Genomic DNA, 21909 nt, shown 5'->3' with positions numbered 1-21909 from the left:
GCCCGGCCCGACGTCACCCCGCCGGCGGCGCCGTCGACTCCCGCACGACCAGCGCCGTCGACAGCTGCACGTGGTGCGAGTCGACCCGCTCCCCCCGGGCCAGCTGCAGCAGCGTGCGCAGCGCGACGCGCCCCATCTCCACCACCGGCTGCCGCACCGTGGTCAGCGGCGGCGCCGCCGACGCCGCCGCGGAGCTGTCGTCGAACCCGACCACGGACAGGTCCTGCGGCAGCCGCAGGCCGTGCCGCTGCGCGGACGCGAGGACGCCGAGGGCGATCGAGTCCGACGCGGCGAACACGGCGGTCGGGGGCTCGGGCAGCTCGAGGAGCTCGTCGCCGATCGCGAGCCCGGCCTCGAAGGTGTGCGCGCGGGACCGCACCAGGGCGTCGTCCACCTGCCCGTCGCCGGCGCGGACCATGCTCAGGTACCCCTGCAGCCGCTCGGCCGAGGGCAGGAACTCCGGGGCACCGCCCGCGAACGCGATCCGGCGGTGGCCGAGCTCCAGCAGGTGCCGGGTGGCCTGCACGCCGCCGGAGAAGTTGGTCGACCCCACCGACACGGTCGAGTCGTCCATGGGGTTCACGGGGTCGATGTGCACGGTGGGCACGCCGAGCGAGCGCAGCAGGTCGCGCTGCGCGACCGTGGGCTGCGTCGTGACGAGGACGACCCCCGCGCGGTCGCCGGCGGCCTGGCGCCGGATCCAGGCCGGCGACAGCGGGGCCGCGTCTCCGGTGGGCGGGCCGGCGTCGAGCACGTCGACGACGACCTCGATCCCCTGCTCCCGCGCCGAGGCGACCACGCCCTCCAGCACCCGCAGGGCGTACACGTCCGCCAGCGTCCGGAACACCACGGTCACGCCGAGCGGGGCGGCACCCGCGCGCGGGCCGGTCGTCGGCGCGTAGCCGAGCGACTCGATCACCTCCTCGACCCGCCGCCGGGTGGCCCGCGAGATCCCGGGCCGGCCGTTCAGCACCTTCGACGCGGTGGAGGTGGACACGCCCGCGGCGCCGGCCACCTGCTCGAGCGTGGGCCTGCGGGGTCCGGTCGTCGGCATGCCTGCCACGGTAGCGAAAGTCTTTCCGCCACGGAAGCGCCGTCTTGGCCTTCCGCACGCCCGGAACAGGCCCTAGTGTCGGCAGACCGACGCACCGGAGCGGAAAGTCTTTCGCGCGGCGCGCCCCCGCCCGCCCCGACCGAAGGACGCCCCTGTTGACCACCCTGCACGTCGCCGTGACCGGCTCCGACCGCGCGGACGGGAGCCCCGGCGCTCCGTTCCGCACCGTCCAGCGGGCCGCGCGCGCCGCGCGCCCCGGCGACACCGTGCGCGTGCACGCGGGCACCTACCGCGAGTGGGTGCGCCCGCCGCGCGGCGGCGTCGCGGACGACCGCCGGATCACGTTCGAGGCGGCGCCGGGGGAGCACGTGGTGATCTCCGGCGCCGAGGTCGTCACCGGCTGGGTGCGCGAGCGGGGCGACGTCTGGCGGACGGAGATCCCCCGCACCCTGTTCGGGGACTTCAACCCGTTCGACGAGCCGGTCGCCGGGGACTGGCTGCACACGCGCCCCGGCGAGCCGCTCGCGCACCGCGGGGCCGTCTACCTGGCCGGGCGGGCGCTGGACGAGGTGCACGACCGCGCCGCCGTCGACCGGCCCGTGCGCCGCACGCACGTCCGGTACCAGTGGACGGCGCTCGACACCCCGCTGGTCGACCCCGACCGCACCGTCCTGGTCTGGTACGCCGAGGTCGGCGAGGACGCCACGACCGTCTGGGCGAACTTCGGCGGCGCCGACCCGACCGCCGAGCTGGTCGAGGTCAACGTCCGCCCGTCGGTGTTCACCCCCGAGCGCGCCCACGTCGACTACGTCACCGTCCGCGGGTTCGAGCTCGCGCAGGCCGCGACCCCGTGGGCCCCGCCCACGGCGGACCAGCTCGGGCTGATCGGGCCGCGCTGGGCCAGGGGCTGGGTCATCGAGGACAACCTGATCCGCGACTCGACGTGCGCCGGGGTGTCCCTCGGCAAGGACGCGGCGAGCGGCGACAACGAGTCGTTCGTCCTCGGCGACAAGCCGGGCTACCAGTACCAGCTCGAGGCGGTGTTCACCGCCCGGCACCAGGGCTGGGAGCGCGAGCGGGTCGGCTCCCACGTCGTGCGCCGCAACGAGATCCGCGACTGCGGGCAGAACGGCGTCGTCGGCCACCTCGGCTGCGCGTTCTCCACCATCGAGGACAACCACATCCACCACATCGGGACCCGGCACGCGTTCTCCGGGTACGAGATCGCCGGCATCAAGCTGCACGCGCCGATCGACGTCACCATCGCGCACAACCGCGTGCACGACACGACGCTCGGGCTCTGGCTCGACTGGCAGGCGCAGGGCGCGCGCGTCACCCGGAACCTGCTCTACCGCAACATCCGGGACCTGTTCGTCGAGGTCGCGCACGGGCCCGCGGTCGTCGACCACAACGTGCTGGCCTCCCCCATCGCGATCGAGCTGCTCAGCCAGGGCACCGCGTTCCTGCACAACCTGGTGCTCGGTGTGCTGCGGGTCCAGCCGGTGCTGGACCGGGCCACGCCGTACCACGTGCCGCACTCGACGCAGGTCGCCGGGTACGCGTTCGTCTACGGCGGCGACGACCGGTACGCCGGCAACCTGTTCGTCGGCGCGCGGCACGGCGTCTACGGGGCGGACGCCCCGATGCTGCTGCCGGACTTCCCCCCGGAGTCGAACGGCACGCACGCCTACGACGGGGCGCCGGGGTCCTGGGCGGAGTACATCGAGCGCATCGGCGTCGGCACCGGCGCGGGCGACCACTCGCGGTTCCACCTGGAGCGGCAGCCGGCGTACGTCTGGTCGAACGCGTACGCCGACGGCGCCCGCCCGGCCGCCCACGAGACCGGCGCCCGCGTCGTCGAGGGACCGGCCGCCGTGCGGGTCGTGGACGAGGGCGCGGAGGTGCACCTGGAGCTCGACCTGCCCGCCGCGCTCACCGCGCCCCTCGTCGACGTCGTGCACCCGGACCTCGGGCACGTGCGGATCGTCGGCGCGGCCTACGAGCACCCCGACGGCACCCCCGTCGTGGCGGACCTCGACCTGGTCGGGCACCGCAAGGAGCCCGGCTCCCCCCACCCGCCGGGCCCGCTGGCCCTCCTCCACGACGGCGCCGCGCGCGTCCGGGTCTGGTGATCGCGATGGCGCAGTTCCACGCCCCCGCCGTGACGGCGCTGCACGCCGACGGCACCCTCGACCGCGAGGGCAACCTCGCCGTCTGGGAGCACATCCTCGACGGCGGCGTCGACGGCATCGTGCTGCTCGGCAGCACCGGCGAGTTCTTCGCCCTGCGGCCCGAGCAGAAGCGCGAGCTGATCGACCTCGCCGTCGAGCACGTGCTGCCGCGCGGCGACCTGATCGTCGGCACCGGGTGCCTCCGCGTCGACGACACCGTCGAGCTCAGCCGGTACGCGCTCGACGCCGGGGCGCCCGCCGTCATGGTCGTCAGCCCGTACTACTTCGCGCTCGAGGACGCGGTCGTCGAGGCGTACTTCTCCGCGGTCGCGGAGCAGGTGCCCGGGGACCTCTACCTGTACAACTTCCCCGCCCGCACCGGGTACGACCTGAGCCCCGAGGTGACCCGCCGGCTGCTGCGCCGGCACCCGAACGTCGTCGGCTACAAGGACACCGTGCTCGAGGTCGGCCACACCCGGCGCCTGCTCACCGAGCTGCTGCCCGAGTTCCCGGACTTCCGGGTGTTCGCCGGGTTCGACGAGAACCTGCACCACGTCGTGACGTCCGGCGGCGCCGGCGCGATCGGCGGACTGGCGAACCTGTACCCCGAGTACTGCGCCGCGTACGTGCGGGCCGTCGACTCCGGGGACGCGGCGGCGATCGCCACGGCGCAGCGCCGCATCGACGTGCTCATGGGCGTGTACGCGCTCGGCGCGCCGTTCTTCCCGCTGCTCAAGGAGGGCATGGTGCGGCGCGGTGTCCGGATCGAGCCGCACTCGACCGCCCCGCACCTCCCCGCGACGCCGGAGCAGGCCGAGGCGCTCGCCGCGCTGATGGCCGCCGTCGAGGACCTGCCGTGACGTCCTGGGAGCAGCTGCTCGAGCCGCACGACGGCATCTACGCCCTGCGCTCGCACGCCGACGGGCCGTCCGGGCGGCTGCCGCTGACCGCGCAGACGCTGCGGGACTCGCCGAGCGGCGACGTGTTCGGCATGACGCAGAACGCCGGCATGGGCTGGCGCCGGGCGAACCTGCTCGGCCCGCAGGTGATGATCGTGTCCACCGCCGGCGGGCTGCGGTCCGAGTCCGGGGAGCCGATCGCGCTCGGCCTGCACTCGGGGCACTTCGAGCTCGTCGACCAGGTGCGGGCCGCGGCGGAGACCGTCGCCGCGGAGGGCGGGCTGCCGTTCGCCACGTTCGTCTCCGACCAGTGCGACGGCCGCTCGCAGGGCACCACCGGCATGTTCGACTCCCTGCCGTACCGGAACGACGCCGCGACCGTCATGCGCCGCCTCATCCGGTCGCTGCCCACCCGGTCCGCCGTCCTGGGCATCGCCACCTGCGACAAGGGCCTGCCCGCGACGATGATGGCGCTGGCGTCGCAGCACGACCTGCCGACCGTCCTGGTGCCCGGCGGCGTCACGCTGCCCCCGACCCGCGGCGAGGACCTCGCGCGCGTGCAGACGATCGGCGCCCGGTTCGCCAACGGCGAGCTCTCCCTGGAGGACGCCGCCGAGGCCGGCTGCCGCGCCTGCGCCTCCCCCGGCGGCGGCTGCCACTTCCTCGGCACCGCCGGCACCAGCCAGGTGGTCGCCGAGGCCCTCGGCCTGGCGCTCCCGCACTCCGCCCTCGCCCCGTCCGGCGAGCCCGTGTGGGCCGAGGTCGCGCGGCAGTCGGCGCTCGCCGTGCTGCGGCAGCGCGCGCTCGGGCTCACCACCCGGGACGTCCTCACCCCCGAGGCGTTCGAGAACGCGATGGCGGTGCACGCGGCGATCGGCGGCTCGACGAACCTGCTGCTGCACCTGCCGGCCATCGCGCACGCCGCGGGCGTGGAGCGGCCGTCCGTCGCGGACTGGCTGCGCGTGAACCGCGCGGTCCCCCGCCTGGTCAGCGTGCTGCCGAACGGCCCCGTCCAGCACCCCACCGTCCGGATGTTCCTGGCCGGCGGCGCCCCGGAGGTCATGCTGCACCTGCGCGACCTCGGCGTCCTGCACCTCGACGCGCTCACCGCCACCGGCGAGACCCTCGGCACCGTCCTGGACTGGTGGGCCGGCTCCGAGCGCCGCGCCCGCCTGCGGCAGGTCCTCCGGGACCAGGAGGGCGTCGACCCGGACGACGTGATCATGAGCCCGCCCGCCGCCCGCCGCCGGGGGCTCATGCCGACGACCGCCTTCCCCACCGGCAACCTCGCGCCCGAGGGGTCGGTCATCAAGTCCACCGCGATCGACCCGGCGCGCCTCGACGGGGACGTGTTCGAGCACGTCGGCCCCGCCCGCGTGTTCACGTCCGAGGCCGCGGCGATCGCCGCGATCAAGGCGCGCGAGGTCGCCCCCGGCGACGTCATGGTCGTCATGGGCGGCGGCCCGCTCGGCACCGGCATGGAGGAGACCTACCAGGTCACCTCCGCCCTCAAGCACCTGAGCTACGGGCGGGACATCTCCCTGATCACCGACGCCCGGTTCTCCGGCGTCTCCACGGGCGCCTGCCTCGGGCACGTGGGCCCCGAGGCGCTGGCCGGCGGGCCGATCGGGCGGCTCCGGGACGGCGACCTGGTCCGGATCCGCGTCGACGTCGCCGGGCTGGAGGGCAGCGTGGACTACGTCGGGGCCGCCGACGCCCCGCTGTCCCCCGAGCAGGGCGCCCGGGTGCTCGCGGCGCGGGAGCCGCACCCCGGGCTCGCGCCGCACCCGCAGCTGCCCGACGACACCCGGCTGTGGGCGGTGCTGCAGGAGGCCAGCGGCGGCACGTGGGGCGGGGCGGTGTACGACGTGGACCGGATCGTCGAGGTGCTGCGGGCGGGGACGGCGGCGCTGGCGGAGCGGTAGGCCGGGGCCCCGCACGCCAGAGCGCCTCCGTGGTCCCAGGAACGACGAAGCGGGCGAGAGCTTCTGCTCTCGCCCGCTTCTGTTGTGGAGCTGAGGGGACTCGAACCCCTGACCCCCTGCATGCCATGCAGGTGCGCTACCAGCTGCGCCACAGCCCCGTGATCAGGCCTTCCGGCCGTCTTCCGTCCCGCTGAGCGGGCGTCCTGAACTCTAATCGAACCTGGCGGAAGATGCGAATCGGCTGGTCAGGCCGGATCGCGGACCTCCTCGTCCAGGCCGCGGTCGACGCGGTCCGGGCCGGCGTTCCAGTCGGACGACGCGTGCACCGGACCGACGTTCAGGGCCTCCAGCCGCCACGCCAGGCCCGAGCCCGGGCGGCCGGGCTGGACCTCCGCCCAGTGGGCGTTCGACATGCCGGAGACGCCCTTCCACTCCGCCGGCAGGCCGAGCAGGCCGACCAGGCCGAGGGTGATCGCGGCGCCGTGCGACACGACGACCAGGGTGTCGTCGGCCTCGAGCGCGCCCGCCTGGTCCTCGATCGCCCGGACCATGCGGGCCTGGACCTCGGCGCGGGTCTCGGCGCCCACGCGCTCCGGCTCGCGGCCCGCGCGCCAGGCGGCGTGCTGCTCGGGCCAGCGCTCGGCGATCTCCGCCGAGGTCATGCCCTCCCAGTCGCCGAACGACCGCTCCCGGACCCGCGGGTCGGTGTGCACGGGCAGGCCGGTGCGCGCGGACAGCGCCTCGGCCGTCGACCGCGCGCGGCCGAGGTCGGAGGCGATGATCCGCGTCGGGGCGTACCGGCTGGCGAGGGCGGCCGCGGCCGTCTCGGCCTGCCAGACGCCCACGTCGTCCAGCGGGATGTCCGACTGACCCTGCAGGCGCGCCGCGGCGTTGTGCGCGGTGCGCCCGTGCCGCCAGAGGACGACGCGCCCGGCGGTCACTCCCCCGCCCCGTCGCCCTCGGGCGTCCCGTGCACGTCGGCCGGCAGCTCGATGACGGGGCAGTCCTTCCACAGCCGCTCGAGGGCGTAGTACGTGCGGTCCTCGGCGTGCTGCACGTGCACGACGACGTCGCCGAAGTCGATGAGCACCCAGCGGCCCTCGGACTTGCCCTCGCGGCGCAGCGGCTTGGCGCCGAGCTTGTGCAGCGACTCCTCGACGGCGTCGACGATGGCGCCGACCTGCCGCTCGTTGGTGCCGGAGGCGATCAGGAACGCGTCGGTCAGCACGAGCTGCCCGCTGACGTCCAGGGCGATGATCTCCTGGGCCTTGAGGTCGGCGGCGGCGCGGGCCGCCGCCACGGTGAGCTCGATCGCGCGGTCGGTGGCCGACACGGGTCTCCTCGGGGTGGTTCGGGTGGGTCGGGTGCTGCAGGTCAGGGTGCGGGCGCGGCGTCCGGCGCCGTCGCCGCGGCGGCGGGCACGTCGGGCCCCGCGCCGTTGGTCGCGGTGTTCGCGACGAAGATGATGAGGAAGCCGAGCACGAACGCGACGACCGCCAGGATGACCCACTGCAGCCAGGTGTACGGCAGGGGCTTGCGCAGCCGCTCGGGCTGCTCGTCGATCTCGTCGATCTCCTCGTCCGCGTGCACGCCGCGGAGCATGTCGCCGGTGGCGTCGGTGATCTCGGCCTCGTCCTCGGGCAGCGGCGCGGGCGCCATCGCGCGCAGCAGGCTCTGCCACTGCGGGACGGGGGCCTCGTCGTCGTCCTCGGCGGTCGTCTGCGGCGCGGGGGCCGCCGGGGCGGTGGCGGCCGACGCGGCGGGCGCCGTGCGCGCGGGGCCGGCGTTGGACCGGTCCTGCTTCGCCGGGGCGACCGGTGCCGCGGTGCTCGAGGTGGCGGCGGACCCGGTCGTCGGCAGGGCGGTGGTCCCGGTGCCGGCCGACGCGGCGTCGCCGGGCACCGGGCGCCAGGACGCGCCGGAGGCGGTCCACGAGGAGGCCGCACCGGCGCCGCGCTGCTGCCCCGGGGCGGCCGGCGTCGTGCCGGGCGCGGCGGACGCGCCCGCGGCGGCGGTCGCCGACGCGGCGGGCGGCCACGCGCGGCCGGGTGAGCTCGTCGCGCTGCGGCGCGCGGGCTGCTGGTCCGACGGCGGAGTGGCCACGGGCCGGTCGGTGCCCGGCGCCTGGCCGGGGACGGCCGGAGCCGGGCGCGTCTGACGACCCGCGGCGGCGCCCGGGGCGGCGGGAGCGGGATCGGCCGCACGGGCCGCGGTCGGTGCGCCGGGTGCAGTCGAGGCGCCGGGCGCGCTCGGGGCACCGGGCGCGGCACCGGACGCAGCAGCGGCACCGGACGCCGCACCGGTCGCACCCGTGCGGGCCCACGGCGCGGGAGCGCCCGACGGCGCGGCACCGGCCGTACCAGCGGCGGCCGGCGAGTCGGCGGACGACGCACGGTCCCCGCGTCCGGAGACACGCGACGGCGCGGCGCCGGGCCGGGCCGAGCCGGCCGCGGGCGACGAGGACGCGGAGGCGCCCGCCGAGGTCGAGGGCGCGGCAGGCGACGGCGCACCGGACCCGCCGGCGTCCCGCTGGGCCGCTGCCCACAGGTCGGGCACGCGCGGCGGCGCCGCGGGCGACGACGGTCGCGGCGCGGCGGCCGCACCGGCGCCCGCGGCACCGGCACCCGCGGCACCAGCACCCGCACCGGGCGCGGCAGCCGCGCCGCCGTGCGGCGCGTCGGACGTCCGGATCGACCGCCGGGTGCGCGCGGGCTGCTCGGGCTGGAGGCCGGGCACCTGGTACGGCGCGGCGGACCCGTCCGGGCCGACGGCGGAGACGGGCGGGTTGCGCAGCGCGCGCCGCGAGGACGGCGACGCGGTGGAGGGCGCCGAGCCGGCCGGGGTCGGGGGCGCCGCCGGGGTCACAGGCGCAGCAGGCGTCGCAGACGCAGCCGGGGTCGTCGACGCAGCAGGCGTCGCACGCGCAGCCGGGGTCGCAGGCGCGGCCGCACCGCCGGACGCCCGGCCGACGCCGCGGGGCGGGGTCGCCTGACCGGCCTCGGGCGCGGCGGCCGCCGAGGCGGCGCGCTCCTGCTCCGCGAGCCGCGCGGCCTCGCGCTCCCGCAGCTCCCGTCGGGTCAGCGGGCTGCCGGACGAGCTCATCTCGGGGCCTCCTCGGGACCGGGGACGCAGCGGGCGATCTCGTGGATCACGACTCGCTCCCCCGGTACAGACCGTGCTTCGCGATGTACTGGACGACGCCGTCCGGCACCAGGTACCAGACGGGCTTGCCGCCGCGCGCGCGGGCGCGCACGTCGGTGGACGAGATGGCGAGCGCCGGGATCTCCCACTGGCTCACCCGGTCGGCGGGGAGGCCGTCGGTGGTGAGCGTGTGCCCGGGCCGGGTCACGGCCACGAACTGCGCGCGCTCGAAGAGCTCGGGCGAGTCCTTCCAGGTGAGGATCTGCTCGATGGCGTCCGCGCCGGTGATGAAGTACAGGTCGGCGTCGGGGCGCTCGTGCGCGAGGTCCCGCAGGGTGTCGACGGTGTACGTCAGGCCGGGCCGGTCGATGTCGACCCGGCTGACGGTGAACCGCGGGTTCGACGCCGTCGCGATGACGGTCATGAGGTAGCGGTGCTCGGCCGGCGTGACGTCGACGTCCTGCTTGAACGACGGGGCGCCGGTCGGCACGAACACGACCTCGTCGAGGTCGAACCGCGCGGCGACCTCGCTGGCGGCGACGAGGTGGCCGTGGTGGATGGGGTCGAAGGTGCCGCCCATCACGCCCAGCCGGGCTCGTCGCTGCGTCATCGGATGCGGGTCCCCGTCTGCTGCCGGCTCAGTCGTGGCGCGTGCCGACGCTCCGGAACGCGAAGGTCACGAGCAGCAGGGCGAGAAGGACGCCGAAGGCGGTGATGCCGAACACCACGGGCGAGAACGGCAGCTCGGTCGTGTGCTCGGCGGCGGTCTCGGCGACGCGCAGCGCAGCGTTCACGTGGTCCTCCCGGACGGGTCGAAGTGAGGGTCAAGTGTCGCACGTCCGGCGGGTCGCCCGCCGGACGCGGGGTCAGGGCCGCACGTGCCCGTCGCCGTGGACCACCCACTTGGTGGTGGTCAGCTCGCCGAGGCCCATCGGCCCGCGGGCGTGCAGCTTCTGGGTCGAGATGCCGATCTCGGCGCCGAGGCCCAGCTGGCCGCCGTCGGTGAACCGCGTCGAGGCGTTGACCATGACGGCGGCGGAGTCGACCTCGGCGACGAACCGCTCGGAGGCGGCCAGGTCGCGGGTGACGATCGCCTCGGTGTGGCCGGAGCTCCAGGTGCGGATGTGCTCGAGCGCCGCGTCCAGGTCGTCGACGACGCGCACCGCGAGGTCGAGGGACAGGTACTCCGTCGCCCAGTCCTCGTCGGTGGCGGGCACGACCTCGACGCCGGCGGGGGCGGCCTCGGCCGTGGCGGCGTCGCCGTGCACCGTCACGCCGGCCTCGGCCAGCGCGGTGAGCGCGGACGGCAGGAACGCGTCGGCGGCGGCGCGGTGCACCAGCAGCGTCTCGGCGGCGTTGCACACCCCCACGCGCTGGGTCTTGGCGTTGAGCAGGATCGGCAGCGCGACGGCCGGGTCGGCGGTGGCGTCGACGTAGACGTGCACGTTGCCCACGCCCGTCTCGATGACGGGCACGGTCGCCTCGCGGACCACGGTCCGGATGAGGCCGGCGCCGCCGCGCGGCACCAGGACGTCGACCAGCCCGCGCGCGTGCATGAGGGCGACGCCGCCCGCCCGTCCCCAGGCGTCGACCGACTGCACGAGGTCCGCGGGCAGACCCTGGGCCTCGAGCGCGGCGCGCAGCACGTCGACGATCACCGCGTTGCTGCGGGCCGCCGCCGAGCCGCCGCGCAGCACGACCGCGTTGCCGCTCTTGAGCGTCAGGCCCACGGCGTCGACCGTGACGTTGGGCCGCGCCTCGTAGATCATCCCGACGACGCCCATCGGCACCCGCACCTGGCGCATCCGCAGGCCGTTCGGCAGCGTCGAGCCGCGCACGACCTCGCCGACCGGGTCGGGCAGCGCCGCGACCTCGCGCAGCGCGCCGGCGATCGCCTCGATCCGCGCGGGGGTCAGGGCGAGCCGGTCGAGTAGACCGTCCGAGATCCCGTCGGCGCGGCCGCGCTCCAGGTCCTCGGCGTTGGCGGCCACGATCGCGTCCGCATGCGCGACGAGGGCGTCGGCGAGCGCGTGCAGCGCCGCGTCCTTGGTGCCGCGGGTCGCCACGGCCAGGGCGCGGGACGCCTCCTTGGCGCGCCGGGCCACGGCGAGCACCTGGGCGGTGACGTCGTCGGCCGACGGCGCGGCGGGCACGGCGGAGGGCTGGGCCCCGTCCGTGGCCGGGGCGTCGAGCGAGGTGGTCATCGCGCCAGCCTAGTCCCGGACGCGGGGACGCCCTGCGGGCGTCTCAGCGCCGGCGCGACCGGCTCAGCGCCGGCGCCGCACCAGCACCAGGTCGTCCCGGTGCACGAGCTCGCGGTCGTACCCCTCCCCCAGCTCGGCGCGGAGCTCGGACGTGCTCCGGCCCAGCAGGTCGGGCGCCTCCTGCGACGAGTACGCCACCAGCCCGCGCGCCACCACCGTGCCGTCGGCGGCGACGATCTCCACCGGGTCGCCGGCCTCGAACTCGCCGTGGACGGCCGTCACCCCGGCCGGGAGCAGCGACGTGCCCCGCTCGACGACGGCCTTCACCGCGCCGTCGTCCAGCACGAGCCGCCCGTGCGTGCGGGCCGCGTACGCCAGCCACATCAGCCGCGTCGAGGCGCGCTTGCCGGTGGCCGCGAACCAGGTGCCGACGTCCTCGCCGGCCAGCGCCGGGGCGACCTGGGCCGCCGACGTCAGCACGACCGGCACGCCGGACGCCGTCGCGATCGCCACCGACTCGAGCTTGGTCACCATGCCGCCGGTGCCGACCCGGGACCCGCGCGCGGACACGTCGATCCCGTCCAGGTCCTTCGGGCCGCGCACCTCGGCGATCCGCCGCGAGCCCTCGCGGTCCGGCGGCCCTGTGTACAGCCCGTCGACGTCCGTCAGCAGCGCCATCGCGTCGGCGTGCACCAGGTGCGAGACCAGCGCGGCCAGCCGGTCGTTGTCGCCGAACCGGATCTCGTCCGTGGCGACGGTGTCGTTCTCGTTGACGATCGGCACGATGCCGAGGTCGAGCAGCCGCTCCAGCGCCCGCTGCGCGTTGCGGTACTGGGTGCGCCGCATCGTGTCGTCGGCGGTGAGCAGCACCTGGCCGACCCGGAGACCGTGCTCGTGGAACGCGCGGGTGTAGTGCGCGACCAGCAGCCCCTGGCCCACGGACGCCGCGGCCTGCTGGGTCGCGAGGTCCCGGGGCCGCCGCGCGAGCCCGAGCGGGTCCATGCCGGTCGCGATCGCGCCGGACGACACCAGGACGACCTGGTGCCCGCCGTTCACCCGGGCGGCCAGCACGTCGACGAGCGCCCGCAGCCGCGCCGGGTCGAGCTTGCCGGTGCCGTCCGTGAGCGACGAGGAACCGACCTTGACCACCACGCGGCGGACCTCGGGCAGCAGGCGGCGGTCGGACAACGCGGCGGCACTCACGGGGAGCATCATCCCCCGGGCGCGGACCGGGACGGCGTCGCGTTCGCGGACCGGGACGCCTCACACCTCCCGACAGTGGAACGTCGTGACGAACACGCCCTCGGCGTGTCGGTCACGACGTTCCACTGCCGACCGGGCGCAGCCCCGGGAGCGGTGCGGGTCAGTCCTCGCGCCAGAGGCCGGCCTCGCGCTCGGTCCACAGCTCCGCGCGCGCCTCCGCCTTCGCGTCCATGCGCTCCTTGTACTCCTGGCGCTTCTGCCCGCGGGTCGGCCGGCTCTGGTCCTCCAGGCGGGCGTCGGACCCGCGGGGCCCGCCGAGCAGCTCGGACCCGGTCAGCAGCGTCGGCTCCCAGTCGAAGACGACCGCGCTCGGCCCGTCGCCGATGACGACCTCGGCACCCGCGACGGCGCCGGCCTTGAGCAGCTTCTCCTCGACGCCGAGCCGCGCCAGGCGGTCGGCCAGGTAGCCCACGGCCTCGTCGTTGGCGAAGTCGGTCTGCCGGACCCAGCGCTCGGGCTTGCTGCCGCGGACCTGGAAGTACTCGTGGTCGCCGTCCTGCCGGCGCGCGACCGTGAACCCGGCCTCGTCGACGGCCTTGGGCCGCAGCACGACGCGGGTGGCCTCGGGGGCGGGCGCGTCGCGGCGGGCCTGCTCGACGACCTCGGCGAGCGCGAACGTCAGCGGGCGCAGGCCCTCGTGGCTCGCGGTCGAGATCTCGAACACCCGCAGCCCGCGCGCCTCCAGGTCGGGGCGCACGAGGTCGGCGAGCTCGCGGGCCTCGGGGACGTCGATCTTGTTCAGCACGACCATGCGCGGACGCTCGGTCAGCGGCACCCGGCCGCCCTCGATGCCGATGTCCCCCGCGTACGCGGCGAGCTCGGCCTCGATGACGTCGAGGTCGGTGAGCGGGTCGCGGCCCGGCTCGAGCGTCGCGCAGTCGAGGACGTGCACCAGGACGGCGCACCGCTCGACGTGCCGGAGGAACTCCAGGCCGAGGCCCTTGCCCTCGCTCGCGCCCGGGATCAGGCCCGGGACGTCGGCCACGGTGTACCGGGCGTCGCCGGCCTGCACGACGCCGAGGTTCGGCACCAGGGTCGTGAACGGGTAGTCGGCGATCTTCGGCCGGGCGGCGGACATCGCGGCGACGAGCGACGACTTGCCCGCGCTGGGGAAGCCGACGAGCGCGACGTCGGCGATCGTCTTGAGCTCGAGGACCACGTCGCGGGCGTCGCCGGGCTCGCCGAGCAGCGCGAAGCCCGGGGCCTTGCGGCGCGGGGAGGACAGCGCGGCGTTGCCGAGCCCGCCGTGGCCGCCCTCGGCGACGACGAACGTGGCGCCGGCGCCCACCAGGTCGGCCAGGACCTCGCCGTCGGCCGACTTCACGACGGTGCCGTCCGGGACGGGCAGGACAAGGTCCTGGCCGGTCGAGCCCTGCCGGTGGTCGCCCATGCCCTGGGTGCCGGACGGGGCGTGCCGGTGCGGCGCGTGGTGGTAGTCGAGCAGGGTCGTGACCTGCGGGTCGACGACCAGGATCACGCTGCCGCCGTTGCCGCCGTTGCCCCCGTCGGGGCCGGCGAGCGGCTTGAACTTCTCGCGGTGGATGGACGCGCAGCCGTGGCCGCCGTCACCGCCGCTGGCGTGGAGGACGACTCGGTCGACGAACGCGGCCATGTGCGGGTGGTTCCTTCCTGGACGGACGAAGGGGCGCACCGCGTCGTGCGGTGCGCCCCTCCGGCCAGCGTGCTGGGGTGCGGCGGTGTCAGCCCGCCGTCACGATGTCGATGACCTTGCGGCCACGACGGGTGCCGAACTGCACCGCACCGGCGGCGAGCGCGAACAGGGTGTCGTCGCCGCCACGGCCGACGTTCACGCCGGGGTGGAAGTGCGTGCCGCGCTGGCGGACGATGATCTCGCCGGCGTTGACGACCTGGCCGCCGAAGCGCTTGACGCCGAGACGCTGGGCGTTGGAGTCACGACCGTTGCGCGAGGAGCTCGCGCCCTTCTTGTGTGCCATCTCAGGCCTGCTTTCCTGCGGTGCTGTCTACGGGAGGAGTCACGGGCCGGCAGGCCCGCGAGGTCACTTGATGCCGGTGACCTTGAGGCGGGTGAGCGCCTGACGGTGGCCCTGGCGGCGGCGGTAGCCGGTCTTGTTCTTGTACCGCAGGATGTCGATCTTCGGGCCCTTCTCGTCCCGGACGACCTCCGCGGTGACCTTGATCTTGGCGAGCGCCGCGGCGTCCGACGTCACGGCGGTGCCGTCGACGAGGAGGAGCGCGGGCAGCTCGACGGTCTCGCCGGCCGCGGCCGCGAGCCGGTCGACGACGACGACGTCGCCGACGGCGACCTTCTCCTGGCGGCCGCCGGCCTTCACGATCGCGTACACCACGTTGCTGCTCATCTCTGCTCGTCGAACTTCAGGTTCAGGGGCGCCCCGCCCTGCTGCCGGTCCCGGCGCGCCACCGCGGTGGCCGCGGAGCTCGGGAGGTCGGCGCCGCTGGGGCGTCACGCACGAACGGTGCCTCTGCGCAGCGACCCGGGGTCAACCGGGCTCACCATCAGAGCGCACCGACGTTCAAGGATACGCAGACCCTCCGAGAGGGTCAAACCGCCTCCCTGCGACCCCGCGCGGTGGGCGCGGGGCCGCCGGAGCGGTCAGGACGCGTCGTCCTCGGGGTCGGACTCGGTGCCGGACAGCTCGAACAGGCCCGGGTCGACCGGCGTCAGCTCGAGGTGCGGCTCGCCGGCGGCCGGGGCCGTGGCGGGCTGCTCCGGGGACCGCGCGGCGAGGTCGCCGAGCGCCGCGAGCACGTCGAGGGCGGGCTTCGCCTCGGCGGGCGCGTCCGTGGCGGCCTCGACCGGGGCCGGGGCCTCGGCGGGCGTCTCGGCCGGAGCCTGCGCGGCGGGGGCGGGCTGCTCCCCCGCGTCGCCGTGCGCCGCGTGCTCCTCGCCGTCGTGCGCGTGGGCGTGCGCCGCGGCCGCCGCGATGGTCGCGAGCGTGGCCTTGACCGCGTCCCGCGCCTCCGGCAGCACCGGGACGGCCGGCGTCGCGGCCGGCGCGGGCGCCTGCTCCTTGCTGCCGCCGCGCTTGCGACGCGCCTTCTTGGCCTCGCCGCCGCCCTCGGCCGGCTGCTGGGGCGCGCCCGCCTCCGGCTTGTGGTTGTGCTTCTCGACCGGCTCGGCGTGCACGATGAAGCCGCGGCCGTTGCAGTGCTCGCAGGTCTCGGAGAACGCCTCGACCAGGCCCTGGCCGACCCGCTTGCGGGTCATCTGCACCAGGCCGAGCGAGGTGACCTCGGCCACCTGGTGCTTGGTCCGGTCCCGGCCCAGGCACTCGACGAGGCGGCGCAGCACCAGGTCGCGGTTCGACTCGAGCACCATGTCGATGAAGTCGATGACGATGATGCCGCCGATGTCCCGGAGCCGGAGCTGGCGGACGATCTCCTCCGCGGCCTCCAGGTTGTTCCGGGTGACGGTCTCCTCGAGGGTGCCGCCCGCGCCGGTGAACTTGCCGGTGTTGACGTCGACGACCGTCATGGCCTCGGTGCGGTCGATGACCAGCGAGCCGCCGGACGGCAGCCAGACCTTGCGGTCCATGCCCTTGGCCAGCTGCTCGTCCACGCGGTGGTCCGCGAACACGTCGCCGGTGCCGGTGTACTTCGACACCTTCTCGGCCAGGTCCGGGGCCAGCTCGCCGATGTAGCCGGAGATCGTCGACCACGCCTCGTCGCCCTGGACGACCAGGGACGAGAAGTCGTCGTTGAAGATGTCGCGGACCACGCGGATCGCCAGGTCCGGCTCGCCCTGGAGCAGCGCCGGCGCGTTCGCGGTCTTCGACTTCTTCTCGATGGCCTCCCACTGCGACTGCAGGCGGGCGATGTCGGCGCGCAGCTCCTCCTCGGACGCCCCCTCGGCGGCCGTGCGCACGATGACGCCGGCCGAGTCGGGGACGACCTCGCGCAGGATCTTCTTCAGCCGGGCGCGCTCGGGCTCGGGCAGCTTGCGGCTGATGCCGGTCATGCCGCCGCCGGGCACGTACACGAGGTACCGGCCGGCCAGGGTGATCTGCGACGTCAGGCGGGCGCCCTTGTGGCCGATCGGGTCCTTGGTGACCTGGACCAGCACGGAGTCGCCGGACTTGAGCGCCTGCTCGATGCGGCGCGGCTGGCCGCCCTCGAGACCCGCGGCGTCCCAGTTGACCTCGCCGGCGTACAGCACGGCGTTGCGGCCCTTGCCCACGTCGACGAACGCCGCCTCCATGCTCGGCAGCACGTTCTGCACGCGGCCGAGGTAGACGTTGCCGGCCATCGAGACCTGCGCCTGCCGGGACACGTAGTGCTCGACGAGCACGCCGTCCTCGAGCACCGCGATCTGGGTCTTGCCGTGCGCCTCGCGCACGACCATCGACCGCTCGACCGACTCGCGGCGGGCCAGGAACTCGGCCTCGGTGATGATCTGGCGGCGACGGCCCGCGTCGCGGCCCTCGCGGCGGCGCTGGCGCTTGGCCTCCAGGCGGGTCGACCCGCGCAGCGCGGTGACCTCGTCCCCGCCGCGCGACGACGACCGGCGCGACGACTGCTGCGGCTGCTCGCCCGCGTCGTCCCCGCCCCCGCGGCCCGAGCGGCGACGCCGACGACGGCGGCGGCTGCTGCCGCCCTGCTCGTCGCCCTCGCCCTGCTCGTCGGCCTCGTCCTCGCGGTCCTCGGCGTCCTCGGCCTGCTCGTCGCCCTCGTCGGACGGCTGCTCGGCGTCGTCCTCGCCCTGCTCGGCGTCGGAGCCCCCGCGCGAGCGACGGCCTCGGCCGCCCCGGCGACGGCGGCGGCGCGGGGCGTTCTCGTCGCCCTCGTCCTCGGCGCGCTCCGCGGCGGCCTCCTCGGCGTCCTCGTCGGCCTCGTCGGCGGCGGCGGCGTCCTCCGCCTCGAGGGCGTCGGCGGTCTCCTCGGCGGGGACGTCGGCGCGCTCGGCGCGCGAGCGGCCACGGCGGCCGCGACGGCGCGACGGCGCCGCCTGCTCCTCGGCGGGCGTGTCCTGCGACGCCTCGGCCTCCGCAGCGGCGGCCTCGGCGGCCTGCGCGGCCTCGAGGTCCGCCTGCGCCGCGGCGGAGATCGCCTCGGGCGAGCCGGACGGGGCCTGGGCGCGGCGCCGGCGGCGCGGGGCCTCGGGCGCCTGGAACAGCAGCGCGGTCGTGGCGAGGCGCGCCGAGGCGGCGCGGTCCTGGTCCGCCTTCTGGCCGGCGGGCTGCTTCGCGGCGGGCTTCTCGACGGGCTTGTCGGCGGCGGGCTTCTCGGCCGCGGGCTGCTCGGCGGCGTCCTGCTGCTCGGCGGCGTCCTGCTGCTCGGCGGCCTCCGACGCGGCGGCGTCCGGCGCCCCGGCCTTGCGGGAGCCCGACCGACGACCACGGGACCGGCGGGCCGGCTCGCGCTCGCCGGCGGACTGGCTGCGGCCGAGCTCGGCGAGCACGTCCAGGCGGCTCTCCGGCGCGGCGGCCGAGGTCTCCTCGGCCTGCTCGACGGCCTCGGCGACCTGCTCGTCCTCGGGCTGCTCGATGACGGCGTCCTCGTCCGCGTCCTCGACGGCCTCGGGCGCCGGGGCGGCGGGCACCTCGACGACGGGCGCGGCGACCGGCTCCGGGGCGGCCGCGGCGGCCGGCTCCGGCGCGGGCGCGGCGGACGACGCGGCGGCGCCGGCCCCGGCGGGGCGGGTGGCGCGGCGCGACCGCCGGGCGGGGGCGGCGGAGGCCTCGGGGGCGGCGGGGGCCTCGGCGGCGGCCGGCTCGGCGGGGGCCTCCGCGGCGGCGACCGTGGCGGGCGCGGCGTCGGTGTCGGCGACCGGCGGCTCGGCGGGGGCGGCGGCCTTGCGGGTCGCGCGGCGGCGCTTCGGGGCGGCGGGCGCCTCCTCGGCGGCGGGCGCGGCGGGGGTGCCCTCAGCGGGGGCAGCCGGCGCGACCTCGGCGCCGGCCTCGACCTCGGCGGACGCGGCGTCGGCGGCAGGCGCACCGGCGTCCTCCGCGGCGGCGGCCTCGGCCGCCTTCTGCGCGGCGGTCTTGCGCGGTGCCCGGCGGCGCACCGGCTTGGCGGGCGCCTCCTCCGCGGGTGCGGCGGCCTCCGCGCCGTCGCCGACCGTGAAGTCCAGCGTGTCGGCCGCGGGCTCCGCGGCCTTGGTGGCCCGCGTGGCGCGGGTCCGGGTGGTGCGCTTGCGGGCGGGCGCGGCGGACTCGGCCGGCGCGTCACCACCCGTCTGCGCTGCGGTGGTGGTGCTGTCCGAGGTGTTGTCGAGCGTCACGCGCGGTGCTCCTGCACGCCCGGGTACGCCGGCCACACGCTCGGCGCCCTCGGGCCGTCGGTCGTCGCTCGCGGATCCGCGGCGACGGAAGTCGTCGGTGTCGGCCGCTGCACGGGCGTTCGGCGCCATCGCCTGCCTGGCCGCGCGATCCCCTGGGTCGGGGTCGGCCGGCCGGCGGCGCCTGGCAGCGCGATGCGCTGGTGCGGCGAGCACGGTGGCGCCCGGGGTGTGTGGATCCCGGGAGACCGGAGCCAGTATCGCACAGAGGTCCGCGGGACGTGCGGTAGGTCACGCTCGTGAAACCAGTCACAACGAGACGACATCGCGTCAGATCACGGGACCTTTGTCCTACGCTTGTGAATCGGGGCGCAATACCGTCGACGAACGGCCGCGACCTGGGCCGTTCGGCCCCCCACCACTCGCCTCAGCACCTGGACGGACACCCCCGTGGAAGCCCTCGACCTGGCACGCTGGCAGTTCGGTGTCACCACCGTCTACCACTTCATCTTCGTCCCGCTGACGATCGGCCTCACCCCGCTCGTCGCGATCATGCAGACCATCTGGGTCCGCACCGGCAACGAGACCTGGCTCCGCCTCACCAAGTTCTTCGGCAAGCTCATGCTGATCAACTTCGCGATCGGCGTGGCCACGGGCATCGTGCAGGAGTTCCAGTTCGGCATGAACTGGTCCGAGTACTCCCGGTTCGTCGGCGACGTCTTCGGCGCCCCGCTCGCCATGGAGGCCCTCGCCGCCTTCTTCGTGGAGTCGACGTTCCTCGGCCTGTGGATCTTCGGCTGGGACAAGCTCCCCAAGAAGATCCACCTGGCGTCGATCTGGGCGGTCGCGATCGCGACCAACCTCTCCGCCTACTTCATCCTCGCCGCGAACTCGTGGATGCAGCACCCGGTCGGCACGACGTTCAACACCGAGACCGGCCGCGCCGAGATGACCGACGTCGTCGCGGTGCTCACCAACAGCACGCTGCTGGCGGCGTTCCCCCACACCGTCACCGCCGCGTTCCTCACCGCCGGCACCTTCGTCGCGGGCATCGCCGCCTGGTGGATGGTCCGGCTCGTGCGCAACGGCGACAGCGAGAAGGCCCGCACGGTCTACCGCCCCGCCGTCATGCTCGGCGTGTTCACCATGCTCATCTCGGGCGTCGGCCTCGGCATCACCGGCCACGCTCAGGGTCAGCTCATGTTCGAGCAGCAGCCCACCAAGATGGCCGCCGCGGAGGCGCTCTGCGAGACCGAGGACGGCGCGGCCTTCTCGATCCTCGCGATCGGCGACCTCACCAACAACTGCGACGGCGTCGCGCACCTCATCAGCATCCCGGGCCTGACCTCCTTCCTCGCGAACAACGACTTCTCGTCGCGCATCGAGGGTGTCAACGACCTGCAGGAGCGCTACGAGGAGCAGTACGGCGAGGGCGTCAACTACATCCCCGACCTCACCGTCACCTACTGGGCGTTCCGCCTCATGATCGGCCTGGCCGCCGGCTCCGTGGCGCTCGCGCTCGCCGCGCTGTGGTTCACCCGCAAGGGCCGGGTCTCGGACAACAAGTGGCTCGCCCGCATCGCGATCTGGGCGATCCCGACCCCGTTCCTGGCCTCGTCGTTCGGCTGGATCTTCACCGAGATGGGCCGCCAGCCCTGGGTGGTCTACCCGGCGCCGGGGGGCGTGGACGGCGTCTGGCTGCTCACCGAGCGCGGCGTCTCCGAGGTGGTCAGCCCGACCACCGTGGTCATCTCGATGGTCGCGTTCACGCTCGTCTACGGCGTGCTGGCGGTGTTCTGGTTCCGCCTGATGAAGCGGTACGCCGTCGAGGGCGTCGCGGACACCGAGAAGGACTACAGCACAGACAACCCCGACAACCAGCCCGACCCGAGCGACCCCGACGCGGCCGAGCGCCCGCTGTCGTTCGCGTACTGAGAGGAGGCGGCCATGGATCTCCCGCTCATCTGGTTCGTGCTCATCGCGGTCCTGTGGACCGGCTACCTCGTGCTCGAGGGCTTCGACTTCGGCGTCGGCATGCTGCTGCCGTTCCTCGGCCGCAAGGACAAGGACCGCCGGGTCATGATCAACACCATCGGCCCCGTCTGGGACGGCAACGAGGTGTGGCTCATCACCGCTGGCGGCGCGACCTTCGCCGCGTTCCCGGAGTGGTACGCGACCCTGTTCTCCGGCTTCTACCTGCCGCTCCTGCTCATCCTGGTCGGCCTGATCTTCCGGATCGTGTCGTTCGAGTGGCGCGGCAAGATCAACACCGACACCTGGCGCGCCTGGGCCGACCGCGGCATCATGCTCGGCTCGTACATCCCCGGCATCCTCTGGGGCGTGGCGTTCGCCAACCTGGTGCGCGGCGTCGAGCTCGACGCGAACCACCAGTACGTCGGCGGCTTCTGGGCGCTGCTCAACCCGTTCGCCCTCCTGGGCGGCGCGGTGACGGCCCTGCTGTTCGTCACGCACGGCGCGATCTTCCTGGCGCTCAAGACCTCGGGCGACATGCGCGAGCGCTCCGGCGTCCTCGCCGCCCGGCTGGCGCCGATCACGCTCGTGGTCGCCGCGGCGTGGGCCGTGTGGGCGCAGCTCGCCTACTCGGTCACCTGGACCTGGGCCGCGGTGGCGCTCGCCGCCGTCGGGCTGCTCGCGGTGGTCGTCACCACCCGCGCGCGCCGCGAGGGCTGGGCGTTCGTGTGGTCGTCCGTGGTCATCGTCGCGGCCGTCGTGCTGATCTTCGGCTCGATGTACCCGGACGTCATGCCGGCGTTCGACCCGGAGAACTCGCTGACCATCCGGAACGCGTCCTCGACGGACTACACGCTGACGATCATGACCTGGGTGGCCGTGATCCTCACGCCGGTGGTCCTGCTCTACCAGGGCTGGACGTACTGGGTGTTCCGCAAGCGCATCTCGGCCGAGCACATCCCGGAGCACACCGGGCTGACGTTCGCCGCGGTGCTGCCGACGACCGGCGCGTCCACGGCCCACGGGGGCACCTCCCCCGACGGCTCGACCCGCGCCTGAGGGAC

General features: G+C 75.4%; 17 protein-coding genes and 1 tRNA gene. 5 read left to right on the top strand and 13 right to left on the bottom strand.

Annotated elements, in window-relative coordinates; genetic code table 11:
• Nucleotides 1–13 precede the first annotated feature (13 nt).
• Complete coding sequence (locus tag FKM96_RS16045) at nt 14–1054, bottom strand: LacI family DNA-binding transcriptional regulator (RefSeq protein ID WP_147796076.1); 1041 nt, start codon at nt 1052–1054, stop codon at nt 14–16.
• Between the two features lie 155 nt (nt 1055–1209).
• Between FKM96_RS16045 and FKM96_RS16040 the strand changes: the two genes are divergently transcribed.
• Genes FKM96_RS16040 through FKM96_RS16030 form a run of 3 tightly spaced genes read left to right on the top strand, consistent with a single transcriptional unit; the run spans nt 1210 to nt 6049 of the window.
• Entirely contained in the window at nt 1210–3186 is a 1977-nt protein-coding gene (locus FKM96_RS16040) for a right-handed parallel beta-helix repeat-containing protein (RefSeq protein ID WP_168217005.1), read from the top strand.
• A gap of 5 nt (nt 3187–3191) precedes the next feature.
• On the top strand, nt 3192–4085 hold the full coding sequence (locus tag FKM96_RS16035) for a dihydrodipicolinate synthase family protein (RefSeq protein WP_147796075.1): 894 nt from the start codon (nt 3192–3194) through the stop codon (nt 4083–4085).
• A complete protein-coding gene (locus FKM96_RS16030) occupies nt 4082–6049 on the top strand; it encodes a YjhG/YagF family D-xylonate dehydratase (RefSeq protein WP_147796074.1) in 1968 nt (655 codons plus the stop codon). The genes FKM96_RS16035 and FKM96_RS16030 overlap by 4 nt, the downstream gene beginning before the upstream one ends.
• A gap of 85 nt (nt 6050–6134) precedes the next feature.
• Here FKM96_RS16030 and FKM96_RS16025 read toward each other — a convergent pair.
• From FKM96_RS16025 to FKM96_RS15975, 12 genes are all read right to left on the bottom strand, one after another.
• Nucleotides 6135–6207 (bottom strand) — tRNA-Ala (locus tag FKM96_RS16025).
• 87 nt (nt 6208–6294) lie between these two features.
• A complete protein-coding gene (locus tag FKM96_RS16020) occupies nt 6295–6990 on the bottom strand; it encodes a histidine phosphatase family protein (RefSeq protein ID WP_147796073.1) in 696 nt (231 codons plus the stop codon).
• Nucleotides 6987–7382, bottom strand: a complete 396-nt coding sequence (gene rsfS, locus FKM96_RS16015; protein ID WP_147796072.1) for a ribosome silencing factor — start codon at nt 7380–7382, stop codon at nt 6987–6989. Before rsfS ends, FKM96_RS16020 begins: the two co-directional genes overlap by 4 nt.
• Nucleotides 7383–7423: 41 nt before the next feature.
• Entirely contained in the window at nt 7424–8152 is a 729-nt protein-coding gene (locus FKM96_RS16010; protein ID WP_147796071.1) for a hypothetical protein, read from the bottom strand.
• 1045 nt (nt 8153–9197) lie between these two features.
• On the bottom strand, nt 9198–9800 hold the full coding sequence (nadD, locus tag FKM96_RS16005) for a nicotinate-nucleotide adenylyltransferase (RefSeq protein ID WP_147796070.1): 603 nt from the start codon (nt 9798–9800) through the stop codon (nt 9198–9200).
• A 28-nt stretch (nt 9801–9828) separates the two neighbouring features.
• Complete coding sequence (locus FKM96_RS20795; RefSeq protein WP_168217004.1) at nt 9829–9984, bottom strand: hypothetical protein; 156 nt, start codon at nt 9982–9984, stop codon at nt 9829–9831.
• 72 nt (nt 9985–10056) lie between these two features.
• Complete coding sequence (locus tag FKM96_RS16000) at nt 10057–11394, bottom strand: glutamate-5-semialdehyde dehydrogenase (protein WP_147796069.1); 1338 nt, start codon at nt 11392–11394, stop codon at nt 10057–10059.
• A 63-nt stretch (nt 11395–11457) separates the two neighbouring features.
• Nucleotides 11458–12606, bottom strand: coding sequence for a glutamate 5-kinase (gene proB / locus FKM96_RS15995; RefSeq protein ID WP_147796068.1), 1149 nt, complete (start codon nt 12604–12606; stop codon nt 11458–11460).
• Between the two features lie 151 nt (nt 12607–12757).
• Nucleotides 12758–14269 (bottom strand): GTPase ObgE, encoded by a 1512-nt coding sequence (gene obgE, locus FKM96_RS15990; RefSeq protein ID WP_147796067.1) that lies wholly within the window; start codon nt 14267–14269, stop codon nt 12758–12760.
• 88 nt (nt 14270–14357) lie between these two features.
• Entirely contained in the window at nt 14358–14612 is a 255-nt protein-coding gene (gene rpmA / locus FKM96_RS15985) for a 50S ribosomal protein L27 (protein WP_147796066.1), read from the bottom strand.
• Nucleotides 14613–14675: 63 nt separating this feature from the next.
• Nucleotides 14676–14984 carry a 50S ribosomal protein L21 gene (gene rplU, locus FKM96_RS15980; RefSeq protein WP_203670265.1) on the bottom strand — a complete coding sequence of 103 codons (309 nt, stop codon included), beginning with the start codon at nt 14982–14984 and terminating at the stop codon, nt 14676–14678.
• 266 nt (nt 14985–15250) lie between these two features.
• A complete protein-coding gene (locus FKM96_RS15975; protein ID WP_246855024.1) occupies nt 15251–18877 on the bottom strand; it encodes an Rne/Rng family ribonuclease in 3627 nt (1208 codons plus the stop codon).
• Nucleotides 18878–19324: 447 nt separating this feature from the next.
• On the opposite strand from FKM96_RS15975, the gene FKM96_RS15970 reads away from it, so the two are divergent.
• Both FKM96_RS15970 and cydB read left to right on the top strand, forming a co-directional pair.
• Nucleotides 19325–20809, top strand: coding sequence for a cytochrome ubiquinol oxidase subunit I (locus tag FKM96_RS15970; protein WP_147796063.1), 1485 nt, complete (start codon nt 19325–19327; stop codon nt 20807–20809).
• Nucleotides 20810–20821: 12 nt separating this feature from the next.
• Entirely contained in the window at nt 20822–21904 is a 1083-nt protein-coding gene (gene cydB / locus FKM96_RS15965; protein WP_147796062.1) for a cytochrome d ubiquinol oxidase subunit II, read from the top strand.
• The last annotated feature ends 5 nt before the right edge of the window (nt 21905–21909 follow it).

Source organism: Cellulomonas sp. Y8 (genome assembly GCF_008033115.1).
Classification (GTDB): domain Bacteria; phylum Actinomycetota; class Actinomycetes; order Actinomycetales; family Cellulomonadaceae; genus Cellulomonas.
This window is presented reverse-complemented; position numbering and strand designations above follow the sequence as displayed.